The 19225-nt window shown below is 31.8% G+C and carries 22 protein-coding genes and 1 pseudogene; 16 read left to right on the forward strand and 7 right to left on the reverse strand.

All coding sequences use genetic code 11. From position 1 onward, the window contains the following. Positions 1 to 261 precede the first annotated feature (261 nt). From WY13_RS04190 to WY13_RS04215, 6 genes are all read left to right on the forward strand, one after another. Positions 262 to 498 carry a FeoA family protein gene (locus tag WY13_RS04190; RefSeq protein WP_063554457.1) on the forward strand — a complete coding sequence of 79 codons (237 nt, stop codon included), beginning with the start codon at positions 262 to 264 and terminating at the stop codon, positions 496 to 498. A 24-nt stretch (positions 499 to 522) separates the two neighbouring features. Then, positions 523 to 756 (forward strand): FeoA family protein, encoded by a 234-nt coding sequence (locus WY13_RS04195; RefSeq protein WP_063554458.1) that lies wholly within the window; start codon positions 523 to 525, stop codon positions 754 to 756. Positions 757 to 777: 21 nt separating this feature from the next. Beyond that, entirely contained in the window at positions 778 to 2823 is a 2046-nt protein-coding gene (feoB, locus tag WY13_RS04200; RefSeq protein ID WP_063554459.1) for a ferrous iron transport protein B, read from the forward strand. A gap of 66 nt (positions 2824 to 2889) precedes the next feature. Next, complete coding sequence (locus WY13_RS04205) at positions 2890 to 3156, forward strand: winged helix-turn-helix transcriptional regulator (RefSeq protein WP_242866321.1); 267 nt, start codon at positions 2890 to 2892, stop codon at positions 3154 to 3156. 69 nt (positions 3157 to 3225) lie between these two features. After that, on the forward strand, positions 3226 to 3654 hold the full coding sequence (locus WY13_RS04210; RefSeq protein ID WP_063554461.1) for a flavodoxin: 429 nt from the start codon (positions 3226 to 3228) through the stop codon (positions 3652 to 3654). A gap of 28 nt (positions 3655 to 3682) precedes the next feature. Beyond that, positions 3683 to 4291: a DUF3793 family protein gene (locus tag WY13_RS04215; protein WP_063554462.1), complete on the forward strand. Its 609-nt coding sequence runs from the start codon at positions 3683 to 3685 to the stop codon at positions 4289 to 4291. 165 nt (positions 4292 to 4456) lie between these two features. Here the strand turns inward: WY13_RS04215 and WY13_RS21650 are convergent, their stop codons facing one another. The 4 genes from WY13_RS21650 to WY13_RS04230 all read right to left on the reverse strand — a co-directional run bounded on the left by WY13_RS21650 (position 4457) and on the right by WY13_RS04230 (position 7257). After that, complete coding sequence (locus WY13_RS21650) at positions 4457 to 4912, reverse strand: glycosyltransferase (protein WP_242866322.1); 456 nt, start codon at positions 4910 to 4912, stop codon at positions 4457 to 4459. Further along, a complete protein-coding gene (locus WY13_RS21655) occupies positions 4836 to 5171 on the reverse strand; it encodes a hypothetical protein (RefSeq protein ID WP_242866323.1) in 336 nt (111 codons plus the stop codon). The genes WY13_RS21650 and WY13_RS21655 overlap by 77 nt, the downstream gene beginning before the upstream one ends. A 16-nt stretch (positions 5172 to 5187) precedes the next feature. After that, the gene (locus WY13_RS04225) at positions 5188 to 5799 is read right to left on the reverse strand and encodes a TetR/AcrR family transcriptional regulator (RefSeq protein ID WP_063554463.1); all 612 of its coding nucleotides are present in this window, start codon (positions 5797 to 5799) and stop codon (positions 5188 to 5190) included. Between the two features lie 297 nt (positions 5800 to 6096). Continuing rightward, a complete protein-coding gene (locus WY13_RS04230) occupies positions 6097 to 7257 on the reverse strand; it encodes a MerR family transcriptional regulator (RefSeq protein ID WP_063554464.1) in 1161 nt (386 codons plus the stop codon). Positions 7258 to 7616: 359 nt separating this feature from the next. On the opposite strand from WY13_RS04230, the gene WY13_RS04235 reads away from it, so the two are divergent. From WY13_RS04235 to WY13_RS04270, 9 genes are all read left to right on the forward strand, one after another. Then, the gene (locus tag WY13_RS04235) at positions 7617 to 8102 is read left to right on the forward strand and encodes a MarR family transcriptional regulator (protein WP_063554514.1); all 486 of its coding nucleotides are present in this window, start codon (positions 7617 to 7619) and stop codon (positions 8100 to 8102) included. A 163-nt stretch (positions 8103 to 8265) separates the two neighbouring features. Further along, positions 8266 to 9501 (forward strand): MFS transporter, encoded by a 1236-nt coding sequence (locus WY13_RS04240; protein ID WP_063554465.1) that lies wholly within the window; start codon positions 8266 to 8268, stop codon positions 9499 to 9501. 132 nt (positions 9502 to 9633) lie between these two features. Then, positions 9634 to 9801: a hypothetical protein gene (locus tag WY13_RS20340; RefSeq protein WP_242866324.1), complete on the forward strand. Its 168-nt coding sequence runs from the start codon at positions 9634 to 9636 to the stop codon at positions 9799 to 9801. A gap of 87 nt (positions 9802 to 9888) precedes the next feature. Beyond that, positions 9889 to 10560 (forward strand): response regulator transcription factor, encoded by a 672-nt coding sequence (locus tag WY13_RS04245; protein WP_063554466.1) that lies wholly within the window; start codon positions 9889 to 9891, stop codon positions 10558 to 10560. Between the two features lies 1 nt (position 10561). Beyond that, positions 10562 to 11575: a sensor histidine kinase gene (locus WY13_RS04250; RefSeq protein ID WP_063554467.1), complete on the forward strand. Its 1014-nt coding sequence runs from the start codon at positions 10562 to 10564 to the stop codon at positions 11573 to 11575. A gap of 33 nt (positions 11576 to 11608) precedes the next feature. Continuing rightward, positions 11609 to 12988, forward strand: a complete 1380-nt coding sequence (locus tag WY13_RS04255) for an MATE family efflux transporter (RefSeq protein WP_063554468.1) — start codon at positions 11609 to 11611, stop codon at positions 12986 to 12988. Between the two features lie 40 nt (positions 12989 to 13028). Then, positions 13029 to 13373: a cupin domain-containing protein gene (locus WY13_RS04260; RefSeq protein ID WP_063554469.1), complete on the forward strand. Its 345-nt coding sequence runs from the start codon at positions 13029 to 13031 to the stop codon at positions 13371 to 13373. 162 nt (positions 13374 to 13535) lie between these two features. Next, the gene (locus WY13_RS04265; protein WP_063554470.1) at positions 13536 to 14303 is read left to right on the forward strand and encodes an ABC transporter ATP-binding protein; all 768 of its coding nucleotides are present in this window, start codon (positions 13536 to 13538) and stop codon (positions 14301 to 14303) included. Further along, on the forward strand, positions 14296 to 16239 hold the full coding sequence (locus tag WY13_RS04270; RefSeq protein WP_063554471.1) for an ABC transporter permease: 1944 nt from the start codon (positions 14296 to 14298) through the stop codon (positions 16237 to 16239). Before WY13_RS04265 ends, WY13_RS04270 begins: the two co-directional genes overlap by 8 nt. Before the next feature lie 60 nt (positions 16240 to 16299). Here WY13_RS04270 and WY13_RS04275 read toward each other — a convergent pair whose 3' ends face one another. The 3 genes from WY13_RS04275 to WY13_RS04285 form a co-directional block, all read right to left on the reverse strand. Then, positions 16300 to 17082: an MFS transporter gene (locus WY13_RS04275; RefSeq protein WP_063554472.1), complete on the reverse strand. Its 783-nt coding sequence runs from the start codon at positions 17080 to 17082 to the stop codon at positions 16300 to 16302. A gap of 74 nt (positions 17083 to 17156) precedes the next feature. After that, positions 17157 to 17501, reverse strand: a complete 345-nt coding sequence (locus WY13_RS21660; protein ID WP_063554473.1) for an MFS transporter — start codon at positions 17499 to 17501, stop codon at positions 17157 to 17159. A 122-nt stretch (positions 17502 to 17623) separates the two neighbouring features. After that, positions 17624 to 18835, reverse strand: a complete 1212-nt coding sequence (locus WY13_RS04285; protein WP_063554474.1) for an MFS transporter — start codon at positions 18833 to 18835, stop codon at positions 17624 to 17626. 129 nt (positions 18836 to 18964) lie between these two features. Between WY13_RS04285 and WY13_RS20345 the strand changes: the two are divergent. Beyond that, positions 18965 to 19208, forward strand: a pseudogene (locus WY13_RS20345) (LL-diaminopimelate aminotransferase); the annotation flags it as partial. Positions 19209 to 19225: the final 17 nt, after the last annotated feature.

Below are 19225 nucleotides of genomic sequence, written 5' to 3' on the forward strand. Positions count from 1 at the left end.
TATTATTTTCTGTAGACATTTATATTCATCCTTTGTTTATGTTTTCTAGCAGAAATATAATACAATAAGATGGTTATGAATGTCTACTTTAATTCCATAATTTGTTATGAAATTTGCTCATTTATTATAGAATATATAAGCAAATCTGCTATTGACATATTTAGAAGTAAGTACTAGTATATATAATATAGTTGATTATGATTATCAATATCAATTATAAAACTGTACATAAAATTTTACTATTTTTAGGAGAGTGATATTATGGCCAATAGTATAGGACTTAATGAAGTTAAAATTAAATCAAGAGTTAAGGTAGTTCAAATATTACCTGAAAGTAAAGTAAGAAAAAAAATTATGGACATGGGTATTGTAAGAGGAACTGAAATTATTGTGGCAGGAAAGGCACCCATGGGTGATCCGATAGAACTTCAAGTTAGAGGATACAGCTTAAGTTTAAGAAAAAATGAAGCAAAAGATATTTTAGTAGAACTAGTATAAAAAATTTGTTAGGAGGTGATTCATATGATTGAAAGCAATATGCCTTTAAATGCTGTTTCAATGGGGAGAAGCGCTGAAATAAAAGATGTAGTTGGAAGTGAAATTATGTGCAAGAAGCTTATGGAAATGGGACTTAGTAAGGGAACTATAATTGAAATAATGAATAATGACATAGGACATTTAGTAGTAAAACTTGGTGAAACCAGACTTGTACTTGGACGTTCAATGGCACAAAAAGTTATGGTTAGAGAAGTTTAGAGTTAATATATTGGAGGCTTGATGATGAATAAAAATTTGGTTATTGCTTTAGCGGGCAATCCTAACTGTGGTAAAACTAGTTTATTTAATGAACTTACAGGATCAAGACAGCATGTGGGGAATTGGCCGGGTGTTACAGTTGAAAAAAAGGAGGGAAAATTAAAATTTCAAGGTAGAGATATAACAATAGTTGATTTGCCAGGAACATATAGTTTAGGGGCATATTCAGAGGATGAAGTTGTAGCCCGTGATTTTATACTTAAAGAAAAACCAGATGTGGTTATTAATGTAGTAGATTCTTGTAATCTTGAAAGAAATTTATATCTTACGATGCAGATTCTTGAAACTGGAGCTAAAGTAGTTTTAGCACTTAATATGATGGATGAAGCTAAAAATAAAGATATACAAATCGATGCAAAAAAATTGTCCAGTGCTATTGGAATACCAGCAGTTCCAACAGTAGCAACTAAAGGTCAGGGAATAAATGAATTATTAAGTGAAGCTGTTAAGCTCGGAGATTTAAAAGAGTATAATTTATATAAAATTGATTATGGCTCTGAAATAGAAAGAGAAACAGGAAAAATAGAAGTTGCTTTTTCAGAAGCAGCTGCAGCTCTTGAATATCCATCTTCTTGGACAGCATTGAAGCTTATTGAAAATGATGAATATATAAATAAATATGTGGGACAGAAAGTAAAAACAAATGCAGTAAAGAAACAGGTTCAAAATAGTATAGAAAAAATTACTAAATCCATTGGCTATGAGCCGGATGCTTTTATAATTGACAAAAGGTATGAAAAGATAAGCAGTGTTGTTAAAGATAGTGTAAAGAAAAATACAGTTGTTAAAGAAACTGTTTCGGATAAAATAGATAAGGTAATTACTAATAAGTGGCTTGGAATACCTATATTTGCACTTATAATGTTTGGAGTTTATCAGATTTCAATAGGACTTGGTAATGGATCGCTTGCGGATTTAGTAAATAACTGTATAGGTAAGCTTGGGGCTAGTGTGGATTTTGGACTTCAGCATATAGGAGCACCTGAACTTTTGGCTGATTTTGTTAGAGATGGTATTTTTGGTGGTGTTGGTTCAGTTCTTGGATTTTTTCCTATGATTTTGATAATGTTTTTCTTGATATCCCTTCTGGAAGACAGCGGATATATGGCAAGAGCTGCTTATGTAATGGACAGGCTTATGCATGCAGTTGGGCTCCATGGTAAAACAGCAGTGTCACTTATAATTGGATCAGGCTGTAATGTTGCAGGAATAATGTCAGCAAGAACTCTTGAAAACAAAAAGGATAGAATGATAGCTATTTTAATAAGCCCTTTTATGTCGTGTCCAGCAAGACTTGAAATTTATGGACTGTTTATTGGAGCGTTCTTTACAAACAAAAAAATAGGAATATTTAGCGAAGGTGGACTTATAGTGTTTATACTTTATGCTTTAGGTATTACAGTTGCAATACTAATGGGTAAATTTTTAAGTTCAAAGGTATTTAAAGGTGAAAATTCATATTTTGTTATGGAATTACCTCCTTATCGTATACCAACACTTAAAGGAATTTTAATTCATATGTGGGAAAAATCAAGTCATTTCTTAAAGAAGGCAGGAACTATTATTCTGATTGTGTGTATAGTTATTTGGGTACTTACTAATTTACCAGCAGGTGCAGCGCAGGATAAAACAATATTAGCAAGATTAGGAGCGATTATAGCACCAATATTTAAACCAGCAGGCTTTGGAACATGGCAGGCAGGAGTTGCACTTATTACAGGGTTTGCAGCTAAAGAAGCTGTTGTTGGTACTTTTGGAACAATTTATGGAGTAGACGAAGGAGTACATCTTTTCCATGCAATACAAAATACTTTTACACCGCTTACAGCAATGTCATTTATGGTAATGTGCCTTTTATATGTACCATGTGTTGCAACTATAGGAGCAGTAAAAGGTGAAACAAATTCAAGTAAATGGGCATGGGCAGCAGTAGGGTATACTTGTGCAATTGGGTGGATATGTGCAGTAATAGTATATCAGGCAGGAAGATTGATGGGATTTGTTTAGATTATACTTTTGATGAGAATGAATGTCAGTATCATCAAGAAATACGAAAGGATGATTTTTGTGATTATGAAAATTTTGAAGAGACTCTCAAAAGGAGGATTGTATTCAAATAAAATTATGGCTAAAGAACTTGGAATAGATGAAGGCATGGTTGAACAAATGATATCGCAGCTTGAAAGACTTGGATATATAAAGCGAGATAATATGAATGCTTCATCAGGTTGTGATTGTGGATGCTGTGATTTAAAAAAGAAAAAAAGTTGCTGCAGTGGTAAAGACAATATAAGTATAGATTTATGGAAACTTACGGAGAAGGGAAAAGCAGCAGTGTAGGAATAAAAATTGCTTTCACATTGATAATGATAGTCAACAAATAAAATCAATTACAAGGAGGATTAAGTTATGAAAAAAATATCAATTATTTATTGGAGCGGTACAGGAAATACTGAGATTATGGCAAAAGCAATACAAGAAGGAGCCAAAAGTGAAAATACAGATGTTAAACTCGTTGGTGTAAGCGAAGCAAGTTTAGAAGACGTGTCAGGTGCAGATGTTGTTGCTTTTGGATGCCCGGCAATGGGCGATGAACAGCTTGAAGAAAACGAAATGGAACCATTCATAGAATCCATTTTACAGGATGTTAAAGATAAAGATATTGCATTATTTGGTTCATATGGTTGGGGTAGTGGAGATTGGATGACTAACTGGGAAGGGCAGATGAAGGAGTACGGAGCAAATCTCGTAGAAGAAAGCCTTATAATAAATGAAGAACCAAATGATGATGGACTAGAAAAATGCAAAAAATTAGGCGAGGCATTAGCAGAGAAATAAAAATTTTTAAATATAAGGGAGGTTGTTTATGAGTAGAGAACAAGTAAATAAATTTTTTAATATAATTAATGAGTATAATGACTTTGAATACTTATTGTATGTGATAATATGCCATTGTGCTCCAACTTTAAAAAGACAAAAAATAGCCTCCCTCATTATATTTAGTGATAATGGAAGAAAGCTAAATTTAATATGGGAAGAATATAAGGATAGAATAAAAGAAAATTTAAAGATTAGTTTTTTTGAATTGTGCAGGAATAAAAAAAATATAATAGTATTATTCTATAACGATAAAATGTTGGAAACAAGTATAAAATGTCAAAAAAATATAGATTTTCTAAATAGGTTTGGATATACAAATGAAATGGATCTTAACCAATGTTTATACCATTTGAGAAAAAGGTTTCAGAAAATATGCCCACACGAGATAGGCGTATTTCTAGGGTACCCTATAGAAGATGTAATAACATTTGTAGATTGTCCTAGTATAAAGTGTAAGATGATAGGTTATTGGAAGGTTTACCATGATGTAGAAAATGCTAAAGTGATTTTTAATAGCTATGATTTAATAAAGGAGAAGATGATTGGACTTATTCTTAAGGGATATAAACCTACTCAACTGATATTAAATGTATAAATCTAGGATTACAGAATGGAACATGAATAATAATAGTTTAGGAGGTATACCTTTTAAGCTTTCTGACCTTAAAAAGAAATTTTGTAATAGATATACTTCCATTGTGCTTAGATCTCAGATTTGAAGTGAATTTTATTTAAAATACTAGTAAATTATCATATGAATTTAATAATTTAATATAAAATCTGCTGCTTTAGCTGCACCACCCAAGCTTTTTATTTTAGCTGAATATATTTTAAGATTTTGTTTAAAGGTGTTATCTTTAATAATTTTTGTACACATTTTTAAAAGAAATTCCTTATTGAAATTATATATACTAGGATTTAATGCACAACCTATTTCAGAAGCCTTCTCAGCATTAAAGTAGCGTTCAAAATGCTTTCCAGGAAAAATAATTGCAGGTACTTCATTTTCAATGCATTGTACTGTTGTATTTTGACCACCATGATGAATAGCAATGTCTGCCATTTTTAGAACTTTGTCTGATGGAACCATATTCATAAAGTGTACATTTCCAGTATTAGAGTTCGTACTAGCCTTAAATCTAGGATTTCCTCCTGCTGTAACTATAACATCGAATTCTGAACCTAGGAAAGTATCTAAAATTATTTTTTGGTACATATCTGGAGTTATTGCTCCTGCACTTATTAACAGTATTACAATTTTTTTGCTGCCATAATTTTGGTATAGGTGGCTTATATCCCTGTATAACTTTATATTCACAGGCTGCGGCATAGTCAGCTTCTCTTCCTGCAGCTCTAAATAGTATGCTGCAGTCTTGCTGCTTTTTTTTAATTTCGTCTGCTATAGCAATTAATCTGGTTATACTACCCAAAGCTTCTATAGAGGCTATGCCTGGTGTAAACAATATTTTTTTCAAATTAAACATCTCCTAATTAAATTTTATTTATTCCATTTATGAAAAGGTCTATAAACGTACTAATTTTGCACTTTAGTTCTTCATCAGAAAGTTTTTCTCTTAAAAAAAGTTCATGAAAAAAAACAAAATTGAAAAAAGCACTATATATGAATTCTGCTGCAGATTCTGCATTAACTTTTCTGAAATAACCTTTATTTATACCTGAAATTATATAATTTTCTAGAGGACCATTTAAATTTGGAGCTGATTTTTCAAGTAGAGAAAGATCTGGCCTGTTTCCGGATTTATCCATAGCATAGAGATAATGAAACTCTAACATGTTTCTTTCGGTAACATTTTTATAAAAGCACATAAAATAATCTATAAGTTCAGTTCGATAATTCTCACTTGCTTCTTTGGGAATTCCTAAAATTTCTATCGAAGTAAAAATTTTAGAATATATAGCTTCAATTATTTTTTTCTTATTAGGGAAAATGCAGTATATCATAGTTTCACTAATTCCAATAGCATTTGCAATATCTTTGGCAGTAAAGCCATATCCTTTTTTTAACATAAGTTCTTTCCCAATGCTTACAATTTGTTCTGCTCTTTCTTCACGGCTCATCCTTGATTTTGAATTACTTTTCAATTTTATCCTCCTGTAATGTAAATATTTATTACTTAGTAAGTACTTACTAAGTATAGTCCCGCTATTTTTTATTGTCAAGTAAAGAAAGTAATGATAATTTTTATGATATTAACAATTGGATCAGTTGTCATACTTCATGTGAAAAAAATTGTGTTAAACAGAATAATAAAGTAGAAAAGATTGGTGAGTAGTAATGTACTAAATTGTATATTATGTGTTAAAAATGAATTGATATTGAGATGGGTAGGGGGATGCAGGATATTTCTACATATCCCACATACCCTTTTGATTAATTATTTACTTACTATTTTCAGAATAAAATTTTAGGGCTTCTCCAATAAATTTAGAGGCACCACTTTTGTGCTTCTCATCAAAGACTTTGATATATGCGGGTTTTGAATAAAGGTCAGCCATAGTTCCCAAAAAGTTATCTCCCATATCCACGTTTAAAGCTTTATGCTGTTTTTTGTATGTATCTGCAATTTCAGAAACAATTTTTTGAATCTCTTTTGAAAAAGGATCTTTGCTTAAATCAGATGCAAGCTTTTCATATAGTTTCTCCAATTTAGGTTGATTATCTTTTAAATAAAATTTTAGAGCTTCTCCAATGAATTTACATGCACCGCTGCCATATTTCTTATCGAAGGCTTCTATCCACTCAGGATTTAGTAAATAACTCTTTGACATATAGTACCACCGATCGTCTCCTCTATCACTTTTAAAAATTTCGTAATCTTTTTTAGCTGTATTTGTTATTTCTTCAGCAATTTGCTGGATTTCCTTTGAAAAAGGATCTTTGCTTAGGTCAGATACAAGCTTTTTGTATAGTTCTCCTAATTTGGGATGATTATTTTCCAAGCAGTCTTTTTTAAACTTATCATATTGCTTTGCTATATTCTTCATAACACTATTGTTGATGTTTTTCTTTGCAGCTTCAATATATCTCTCAATACTTCCATATTGCTTTATAGCACTTTTAGCAATTTCAGATTCATTAGCTTTCATTGTTTCAATCATTTCATCAAATTTATCTATACTTCCCCAGCTTTTAATTACTCTATCTTTATTTTCTTTCTTGAATTCTTCTAATACATTATAATATTCACTCATATCAAATTCTTTAAAACTCATTGTATTCGCTCCTTTTAAGGTTTTATTTATAAGCTCTATCAAACCATTTAATCTATCTCGTTTTAAAATGATTAGTTTCTTATGATTTTTTAGTGCTTCCATCTTATCGAAGTGAGGACTTGTTAGGATTTCTTTAATTTCCTTTAGTGGTAAATCAAGTTCCTTAAAAAATAAAATCTGCTGCAGAGTTTCAAGAGCTTCATCGTCATAAAGCCTATAACCTGCTTCTGTCAATTTAGTTGGTTTTAATAATCCAATTTTATCGTAGTGGTGCAGCATACGCACACTTATTCCTGTTAAATCCGAAACCTGTTTTACTGTTCTCATAACTTCACCTCAAATTTTGATTTTAGAGCTTTAATACTGCCTAATACTCTGCCGGCATGAGTTTTATTAGTATTTTTAACCCTTGATTATATATTACACTATGACATAATGTTAGGGTCAACACTTTTAAAAATATTGTGAAGCAATAAATTTTTTAGATAAGATTCTAGCACATCTTTTTTTGAAGTAAAGTTGCGATAAAAAGTTGTTCTTTCCAAATCTGCGTGAGCAACTAATTTTAACAGTTAAGATGACAAATTGTTTTGAAAAATAGATGAGTTTCAATATTGTTGAAATAGAAACAAAAGTTTAATATAATATTGTTAATGTGTCAACAGATGGGAGGACAAACCATGAATATGAATAAAGCGGAACATATTATAAAGGGTTTTAGTGATGTATATAATAAAATGGTTTTACTTAATAAGTTTAAGATGGAAATTAGTCTTAAAGAATATACGTCTTCTGAAGTGCATTGCATAGAATACATTGGAGAAAATGAAGATTCTAACGTAACAAAACTTGCTGAAGCCTTTTATATGACTAGGGGTGCTATAAGTAAAATAACTAAGAAGCTCATAAAAAAAGGGGCAATTGAAAGCTATCAGAAGCCAGATAATAAGAAAGAAATTTATTTTAGGCTTACTAAACAGGGACAGGAAACTTATAAAATACATGAGGAACTGCATAAAGAGTTTCAAGAGAGGGATAAAGCCGTGTTTGAACAGGTAACTGAGGAACAATTAGATATGATGCTTAGCTTCATGAAAAAGTATAGTAGTCACTTGGATGCAGAAATAAAGAAACAAGGTCTAGATATAAAAAATCAAAATGATTTTGAATAGTGTGATTGTATCAAAAAATAACTTAAAGCAGAGCTGTATGAAAACGCTGGAATATCAGTGATTTTATACAGCTCTGCTTTATTGTTGACAAGGAAACAATAAAATGATAGAATATTTATGTTGCCAAGGAAACAAAAATATAACTTTTGAAGGGAGAATTTAAATGTCAATATTTAGATCATATAAAGAATTGAACACAGAACAGACTATAGATAAAAAGGCTTTAATATTTGGTATTATATCTATGTTCCTTTGTGGATTAGGCTTCACTATCGCAGCACCTGTGATTCCATTCTTAGTTAAACCTTATATAAGCAATTCTGAAAATCAAGCTATAGCGGTTACGCTGCTTACCTCTGTTTATGCAGTTTGTGTGTTTTTTGCAGCTCCAGTACTTGGAGCTTTCAGTGACAAATATGGTCGTCGTCCAGTGCTCTTAATATGCCTTTTGGGTTCAGCGGTGGGGTATTTAGTTTTTGGTATAGGAGGAGCATTATGGATACTATTTGTTGGACGTATAATAGATGGCGTAACAGGTGGTGACATAAGCACTATTTTAGCATACTTTGCAGATATCATTCCTCCAGATCAGAGAACCAAATACTTTGGATGGGCAAGTGCAGTTGTAGGTGTAGGTACTGTTATTGGACCAACTTTAGGTGGATTACTTGCTAAGTTTGGTTATTCTGTTCCAATGTATTTTGGAGCAATAATAACTATATTGAATGTTGTTTATGGATTCTTTTTTATGCCTGAGAGTCTTGATAAGAATAATAGACTGAAAGAGATTACCTTTGTAAGACTAAATCCATTTACACAGCTTGTAAACATACTTTCAATGAAAAACTTAAAAAGACTGCTTGTATCAGCATTCTTACTTTGGATACCTAACGGGTCTTTACAAGCAGTTTTTTCACAATTTATAATGGATACCTTCAATTGGGAACCCGCGATAATTGGACTTATGTTTTCAATTATGGGATTTCAAGACATCATTTCACAAAGCTTAATAATGCCAAAGCTTTTGATAAAACTCAGTGATAAACAGATAGCAGTTCTTGGAATGGCTTCGGAGATTATAGGTTACGGTTTTATTGCAGCATCAGCTTTGTCCTCATTTTATCCTATTTTTATTGCTGGAATGTTTATATTTGGTTTTGGTGATTCCATATTTGGTCCTTCGTTCAATGGGATGCTTTCAAAATCTGTTGCTTCTAGTGAACAAGGGAGGATTCAAGGGGGCAGCCAATCTATTCAAGCTTTAGCAAGAATGATTGGACCTATCATTGGCGGTCAAATATATGTAGCACTTGGACATGCTTCGCCTGCTTTTATGGGTATGCTCCTTACAGCAGCAGCAATACCAGTTTTATATGAAGGTATTCATGTAAATAAGTAAATATAAAGTTTTTAGTGTATAATTATGATTTTAGATATTCCAGAAATTTAATGCTTTATACCTTCTATGTAAATTTTAGAGTTTATGCTATGCTTTAAGTAAATGAATATTTGAAAGAGGAGAGTTTTTTACATGAATGAAAGTGTAGATAATGTTTTATGGGTGAACCTTTTAAAAAGTAATGGTATTTTTCTTGATGAGGAAAATATTGCTTTATTAAAGGATATCTCTAATCCTAAGGTATTAAAAAAGGATATGTTCTTTTTACAGGAAGGTGGAATACGTTGTCTCATAATATGATATTTAAATCAGATGAAATAATATGAAAAGAATAGAGATTTATTGTATAATAAAAAAGGAAATTTACCAAAATAACGGGAGTAGGATATGTATAAAATTTTAATTGTTGAGGACGATATGGCAATTGCAAAGTCAATGAAAAATTGTCTTGATGGATGGAATTATGAAACTGAATTTATAACTGATTTCAAAGACATTACTGCAGAATTCATTAAATTTGAGCCGCATCTTGTACTTTTAGATATATCCCTGCCATTCTTTAATGGATATCATTGGTGCAGCGAAATTCGCAGGATATCAAAGGTTCCTATTATTTTTATCTCTTCCATGTCCGATAATATGAATATCATTATGGCCGTAAATATGGGTGGTGATGATTTTATTTCTAAACCTTTTGATTTAAATATTCTTGTGGCAAAGGTGCAGGCATTATTAAGAAGGACATATTCCTTTGGCGGAAAGATGGATATAATTGAGCATAATGGTGTAGTGCTAAATTTAAGCAGTGCTGCTATCGAATATGAAAATAAAAAAATTGAACTTACAAAAAATGAATTTAAGATACTTCAAATTTTGCTTGAGAATGTTGAAAAAGTAGTTCCAAGAGATGCTATTATGACAAGGCTTTGGGAAAGTGACAGCTATATAGATGATAATACTTTAACTGTTAATGTCACCCGTCTTAGAAAAAAACTTTCAGATGCTGGCATTTGTGATTTTATTAAAACAAAAAAAGGCATTGGGTATATGGTGGAATAATATGAAAGAAAAATCTTTTTTACAGCTTTTATTATGTTATGTTAAAGGTCATAAAAAAGCAATAATAATGTACGGCATTTTTGTTGGAATCTTTGCTGTAGTATTTTCATTATATTCACTGCAGCTTGAGCCAGTTTTGTATGCCTTCTTTTTATCATCAATTGCAGCTCTTCTTTTTATTATTTACGATTTTATTAAGTGCTATAAAAAGCATAACGAGCTGTGTATTATTGAAAAAAAGATAAATATAGGGTTAGATAAACTGCCAGCAGCTAATAATTTAATTGAAGCTGACTATCAGAATATTTTGCACACACTTTATAAGAAAAGTACGGAACTAATTTCAAAAACAGATATCAAACAGTCAGAAATGATAGATTATTATACCCTCTGGGCACATCAAATTAAAACACCAATTGCAGCAATGAGGTTAATACTGCAAAGCGAGTATACTGAACAAAACAAGGAACTGCTAGAGCAGACCTTTAAAATTGAGCAGTATGTTGAAATGGTGCTGGGGTACCTGAAGATTGATAGTGCCTCATCAGATCTGGTGCTTAAAGATTATAGTTTACTTCAGATTATAAAACAAGTTATAAGAAAGTACGCACATGTATTTGTTAGGAAAAATATAGCCCTTGATTTAAAAGAAATGGATTGTACTGTACTTACAGATGAAAAGTGGCTGGTATTTGTAATTGAACAAATACTATGGAATGCATTAAAGTATACAAGCAGCGGAAAAATATCAATATACATGGAGGATGTTTCTAGAAAGGTGCTTGTAATTGAAGATACGGGAGTAGGTATTGCAGAGGAAGATTTGCCAAGGGTATTTGAAAAAGGTTTTACTGGATATAATGGACGTGCCGATAAGAAGGCAACGGGAATAGGGCTTTATCTTTGTAAAAAGATATTAGATAAGCTTTCACATACAATAACCATTACCTCTAAGGTTGGTGTTGGAACAACGGTAAAGATAAATCTTTCTTCTGTGAAAACTATAATTGAATAATTCGTGCAAAAAGATTAAGAAGGTGAATTAGAAATGGACAATATAAATGAACTTAGATATGGGAAAATTAATAATTTGTTGTGGAAGTTCTCCTGGCCAGCAGTAATCGCCATGCTCATAAATTCTCTGTATAATATTATTGATCGAATATTTGTAGGACGAGGGGTTGGCTCAATTGCAATTGCAGCCGCAACTGTAGCTTTCCCACTTATGCTTATTCTTATGGCAGTATCTGTGTTAATTGGTGTTGGTGCTACATCACTGATATCTATTCGTTTGGGAGAAAGGAAACCAGAGGAAGCTGAAAAGATTATGGGGAATGCTATATTTTTGTTGATCTTACTGCCAATGTGTATCAGTATTATTTATTTTCTTTTTAGTAATTCCATTTTGACTTTTTTTGGAGCTAGTACCGAGGTTCTGCCTTATGCCAAAGAATTTACACATATTGTAATGCTAGCATCATGGGTGGGGTCTCTTAGTATGGGAATGGTTAATTTTATCAGAGCTGAGGGTAATCCTAGAATGTCTATGTACACTCAAGTAATTGGAACGGCAATTAATATAGTCCTTAATTATATTTTTGTTATGAAGCTAGGTATTGGAATTAAAGGATCTGCACTGGCAACAGTTTGCGGCCAAACATTTTCAGCTATTTGGGTCTTAAGTTATTTTCTATCGAAATCTAGTTTCCTCAAAATACGAATAAAAAATCTCAAATTGCAGAAAAACTTGGTCGTTAGTATTATGTGCATTGGTTTTGCACCTTTTTCAATGCAATTGGCTAACAGTCTTCAAAATGTTATTTTGAATAAATCATTAATGACTTATGGCGGAGATATAGCACTGTCAGCTATGGGAATTGTTGGTAGTATAGCTACTTTAATGTTTATGCCCATACTTGGTGTTAGTCAGGGGGCTCAACCCATTATCGGTTTTAATTATGGTGCCCAACAATTTGATAGAGTAAAAGAAACCTTGAAGAAGGCTATAATTGTAGGTATACTAATTGCCATATTCAGTACTGCAGTGGTACACTTATGGCCAACTCAAATTGCTGGTATGTTTTCTAACAATAATGTAAAATTGAATAAACTAACTGCCCATGCAATGTCAGTCTTTTTCTTTATGTTTCCTGTAGCAGGTTTTCAAATTGTTGCTTCTCAATATTTTCAAGCAGTTGGAAAGCCAATTCAATCTACGATTCTTGGCCTATCAAGACAACTGCTGGTATTGATTCCTCTATTACTAATATTGCCGCATTTTTGGGGTACTGAAGGTGTATGGAGGACGCCGCCTATCGCAGATGTTTTATCTGCCCTTATAACTGGAATTTTTATATTCTTAGAAATGAAACATATAAATGAAAATTGTACGCCTCAAAATACTGATTTTAAAAAAGCCAATTCTTAAGAAATATTTTAATACTAAAAAATTTATGGAGGATGAAAAAATGATTAATAATAAGAAGAGAGAAATTATTAGAAAAGATAATGTCAATGGAGGAAGTGGATATATTTTGAAAGAAAGTTTGTTAACTTCTGAATACTTAGGAGAACACTGTAAATTATTTTCAAAGATTACTTTGAAACCAGGCTGCGAAATTGGATATCATGAGCATCATGATGAAACTGAAACATATTACTTTTTGTCAGGAAAGGGAATGTATCAGGATAATAAAGATGAAATCCCTGTTAAGGCAGGAGATGTTACTTTTTGTGAAGATGGCAGTGGTCATGGAGTTAAAAACACAGGAACTGAAGATATAGAGTTTGTTGCACTAATTTTAAAAAAGTAAGTAAAGAAGTGAGACTTATATACAGCCTCACTTTTATTTTATGTGTTTTCTATCTTACGAAGATGTAAGGTTAAAAGAGAAAATGTAAGCCAAAGTTATGGCTCTGCATTTCTCTTTTTTTTATAATTATAGTATAGTCAAAGTGAACAGAGGAGGAAAAAAATGAAGTTATTAGAAGTAAATAATTTAAAGAAAATATATTCATCAAGATTTGGAGGAAACCAAGTTCAAGCCTTAAGTAATGTAAGCTTTTCAGTGGAAAAAGGAGAATATGTAGCAATTATGGGAGAGTCAGGTTCAGGAAAAACTACATTACTTAACATACTGGCATCTTTAGATAAGCCAACTAGCGGTGAGATTTTACTGCAGGGTAAGAATATTGTAGCAATTAAAGAAAGTGAAATTACTGCATTTCGTAGAGAAAATTTAGGTTTTGTATTTCAAGATTTTAACTTACTTGATACCTTTTCTTTAAAAGATAATATTTTTTTACCACTTGTTTTATCAAGAAAATCTTATGGAGAAATGGAAAAAAGATTGAAGCCTATTGCAGAAAAGTTGGGAATAGAGGATATACTGGAAAAGTTCCCTTATGAGGTATCAGGAGGACAAAAGCAGAGGGCGGCTGTTGCCAGGGCTTTAATTACAGATCCACAGCTTATTTTAGCAGATGAGCCTACAGGAGCTCTTGATTCAAAATCAACAGATCAGCTTTTAAAATTATTTTCAGAGATTAATAATGAAGGGCAGACAATTGTTATGGTTACCCATAGTACCAAGGCAGCAAGTCATGCAGGAAGAGTACTTTTTATAAAAGATGGGGAAGTGTTTCATCAGCTTTATAGGGGTTCAATGTCAAAAGAAGAGATGTTTGAAAAAATATCAAATACACTTACGGTGATTACTACTGGAGGTGCGGCAAATGAATAAACTGTTTTATCCGAGACTTGCAGTAATAAACATAAAAAAGAATAGTAAGACGTATTTCCCATTTATACTCACTTGTATATGTACAATTATGATGTTTTATATAATGCATGCAATTTCAATAAATAAAGGACTGGATGGAGCCAGTGGTTCTCAGAGCTTAAAGTCAATTCTCTTTTTAGGAACAATAGTAATAGGAATATTTTCAGCTATATTTCTTTTTTATACAAATAGTTTTCTTATTAAAAGACGTAAAAAAGAAATTGGGCTTTATAATGTGCTGGGACTTGAAAAAAAGCATATTGCAAAAATACTATGTTTTGAGTGCATTTTTACTTCTGTTATCAGTTTAACAGCTGGACTTATTGGTGGAATTATTTTAAACAAGCTTATGTTTCTTCTGCTTATAAAGATGCTTAATTTTAAAGTATCCTTCGGATTTTCGGTTTCAATACCATCCATTATAAAAACCTTAATTGTTTTTTGCAGTATCTTTTTTGCAACATTATTATCAAATTTATTTCAGATTAAAATATTAAAGCCTATTGAACTTTTAAAAGGGTCTGAGCAGGGAGAAAAAGAGCCAAAAACAAAATGGATTATGACTATTATAGGATTGGCAGCTCTTTGCGGAGGATATGGAATAGCTTTAAATGTCAAATCACCTCTTGCTGCGCTTAGCTTATTCTTTGGTGCAGTTATTCTGGTTATGATAGGAACTTATGCACTCTTTACAGCAGGAAGCATTGCCGTGTTAAAGTTTCTCAGAAAGCAGAAGAACTTTTACTATAAGACAGGTCATTTTATATCTGTTTCCGGCATGATGTACAGAATGAAACAAAATGCAGTGGGACTTGCAAATATTTGTATTTTGAGTACTGCTGTACTTGTCATGCTCTCAACTACGATTTCTTTATATGCAGGTATGGAAGATCTTCTAAAGCTTCGCTACCCGAGAGATATAGTTGTAACTGCTAGAGAAACTAATAAAAATCAAATACAAAAGCTGGATGAAACTTTAAATTCCGAATTAAAAAGCGATAAAATGGATATGAAAGATAAGCTCTATTATCTTGATAATAGTTTGGAAGCTGTAAAAAAAGACGGCAAATTTTTATCTATCAAAAAAGATTCTGGCAAGGCAAATATTTCTATGATAGAGGTTATTCCTGTTTCAGATTACAATAGGTTAGAAGGAAAGAATATTAATCTTCAAGATAATGAAGTAATTCTTTTTTCAAAAGTAAAAAATTATACTAGTGATACAATTAATATTGATAATAAAAGTTTTAAAGTTAAACAGAGATTGGATAAGCCAGTATCTAATTTAAATAATGCTATGACGGATATAGTAGATACCTATGTAATATTTGTAAATAATATAGATACTGTAGGAAAAAATGGATTCAAGGAATACACAATTGGATTTAATATTAATGGTACGAATAAAGAAATACTATCAATATCTGATAAGTTAAATAAAAAATTTTCAGAGAATAAAATTAAAGCTAATGCCGAAAGTGCTGTATCAGGCAGGGAACAATTTCTTTCTCTATATGGCGGTTTGTTCTTCTTGGGTATATTTTTAGGTGCATTATTCTTGATGGCAACAGTGCTAATTATTTACTATAAGCAGATATCAGAAAGATATGAGGATAAGGAACGTTTTGAAATCATGCAGAAAGTGGGAATGGATAAAAGTGAAATAAAGAAAACCATAAGAAGTCAGGTATTAATGGTATTTTTTCTGCCTCTTGTTTTCACAGTAATCCATATTGCCTTTGCATTTCCCATGATTACAAAGATGCTTGCTGTTTTAGGTTTGAAAAATGTAAATTTATTTATACTTTCAACCGCAGGAACAATAATTGTTTTTGCAGCAATTTATACAATTGTATTTTCTTTGACAGCTAGGGTATACTATAAAATTGTTGAATAATATGAAGTGTAACCACCAATTGGCAATATATTGAGCCAGCTGGTGGTTTTTTATTTTACTTTAGAAATATGAAGAGCAAGTCCTTTTATTATATATAGCATAAGCAAAAATTCCACACAGTAATGCCAAAGCACTAAAATTAAACAACCATTCATAGCCCAATGAGGAAGCAATAGTTCCTCCTAGCAAAGGACCTAGGCCCTGACCCAGGTTAGCACCAATAAAAAAAGTACTTGAAGCTAGTCCCTTTTTTTGACTTCCCAATTTGTGAAAGCACTCTGCTTGTAGAGCAGGCTGTGCAGTTCCCTGTCCAAATGCTTTAAAAATAGCTGCCAGGAGTATCATCCAAAGTGCATTTGCATGAGCTATTAGCAGTGCTTCTGTGATGCTGAACAATAATGCTGGATACATAACAGTTGAAAGTCCCTTTTTATCATACAGTTTTCCAGACATTGGTCTTGTGAAAATAAGAAACAGTGCATTTACTGTGAAATACATTCCAATTCCATTTATCTTACGCTTTTCACCAAGTAAAACTAAAAATGAAGTGGCAAGTCCATTTCCCATAAAAAATAAGCCGCCAATTAAAGATAATGGCAATATTTCAAATGCAATAATATCTTTTAAATGAATGCCATGTTTTTTGTTTACTGTATTTTTTATAGGTATCTGATTTTTGTTTGGTAAAAAATTCATACACAATGCAGCTATTATAATCAATACTGCTGATACTATAAAGGTCTTGGACATTCCAAATCGATTAGAAGCTTCTATTCCTATTTCAGGACCAAAGGCAGTTGCAATAATTTGACTGATTCCAAGATAACCTATACCTTCTCCCATTTTATTTTTTGGTATGAAATCCGTTGCCCAGGCAATACTTGTTGCACTAGTGATACTGAAACTAGCGCCATGTATTATTCGAAAAAAATTATAAATGTAATATTAGGTGACAAGCCATAACCTAATGTTGCAATTCCGTTTATAAAAGTACCAATTATCATTACATATTTTTTGCTAGTTCTATCTGTGAGTACTCCACCAAATGGCCCAATAAGCAATGCTGTAAATGAAAATAAACCTACAATTATGCCTGCAGTGCTTAGAGAGGCGCCTAAATTTGAAGTATACTTTGCTAAAAGTGGAAAAACAAGATAAAATGCCATGAAGGTAAGAGTATTAATCGCTAATAGGGCAATAAAATTGAAATTCCACAGTTTCATATCTTTTTTTGTTTCTAAATTTGATTTTACTTCTGTCATATATAAATTCTTTCACCTCTAATATAATATAAATGTTAGAAATCTAACAATTTGATTTCTAACATTTATATTATACCTTACTAAAACTCATGTCAACTAAGGACATAAATAAGGATAAGTTTTTAATTATTATTTAAATTTTCACTAACAATTTTGGACTTTGCTTTTTTTACATTTAGTGTATATAAATAGTATATAACTATTCCAGAAAACAACAGTGCAGCACAAATATAAAAAACAGAAGTTAAACCAAATTTACCGGCTATGGTTCCTCCTATAATTGGTCCCAGTCCTTGTCCAGCATCATAGCCAATAAAATAAGTACTTGTGGCGATACCTACTCTACTAGGCCCTAGCTTTTTAACACAAGTAGCTTGCAGTGCTGGTGAAAGTGAACTTTGTCCTATTCCGTAGAGAACTGCTACTACTAATATCATCCAAAGAGATGAGGAAATTACTAATAATAATGATGCCATCATAGCCATGATAAAAGCAGGAAATGCTATAACTGACAAGCCTTTATTATCAAGGAGTTTACCTGAAAGTGGCCTGATAATAAGAATTACAATAGCATTTACCGTAAAGTAATAACCGATATTTGAGATATGTCTCTCATCACCTAGCAAAGCTAAAAAGCTTCCGATAACTCCATTCATAAACGTAAATAAACAAGCAAGAACAGCAAAAACAATCAGTTCCTTGGCAAAAAAATCACTAATTTTAATATGAAGCTTACTTACGTTTAAATTTTCTTTATTTGATGGATTGTATGGAATCATGGTCATGAGAGCTGCTGCAATCATAACAATAATACAAGATAAATAAAATACATACTTAAATCCAAATCGTGCGGAAATTTCCAGCCCAAGATTTGGGCTTATTGCAGTTGCCAAAATATATCCAAGGCCCATGAAACCTATTCCCTCACCTATTCTTTCTTTAGGCATATATGTTGTAGATAGAGCATTAATTACTGTAACACTTACTGAAAATGATATGCCCTGAACAATTCTAAAGAAAAAAAGAGTATATATATTGTACGAGATTTTTAAACCTAATGCGGAAACCGCCAGAAATACGGTTGAAACAATTAATAAATGTTTCTTGTTGAATCTGTCGGTTGAAAATCCAGCAAATGGACGAATAATAATAGATGTAATTGCAAAAATACCAGCAACTAAACCTGCCATGGACATTGTTGCACCTAAACTAATTGTATACTTAGGTAGTATTGGTGTCATCATAGTGAAACCAATAAAGACGAGTGCATTTATTATTAGCATTAGAATAAATGAAAAGTTCCATAGTTTTTCTTCTTCTTCTGATTGTTCCATAAAAATAACCCTCCGATATGACCTGATTTTTATAAATATTATACCATAAATTATATAATGAGGTATAAAGTGCAAAATTGGCACATTGCGACACAACTTTTTCAGAGCTCGTTTCACTAAAGTGAAACATTGCTGGCTTATATAGATTTGAAGCTGCAAGGAAGATATTTATTTTCAACTATAGGAAAGAAAGTAGCCAAATTTAAGGAGGATAATCCTGATTAAGAAAGTTATTTCTTTGGGAATTGGTGATGTAACTCAACCACTAGCACCAGCTATTATAGATATATTACATTGTTCAGTTGATGAAATGGGACATAGAGATACTTTTGAAGGATATGCACCAGATTCAGGTTATTATGTGCTCTATTCATAGAGAAACTATAAGTG

Source organism: Clostridium ljungdahlii (assembly GCF_001636845.1).
In the GTDB taxonomy this organism is placed as follows: Bacteria; Bacillota; Clostridia; order Clostridiales; family Clostridiaceae; genus Clostridium_B; species Clostridium_B ljungdahlii_A.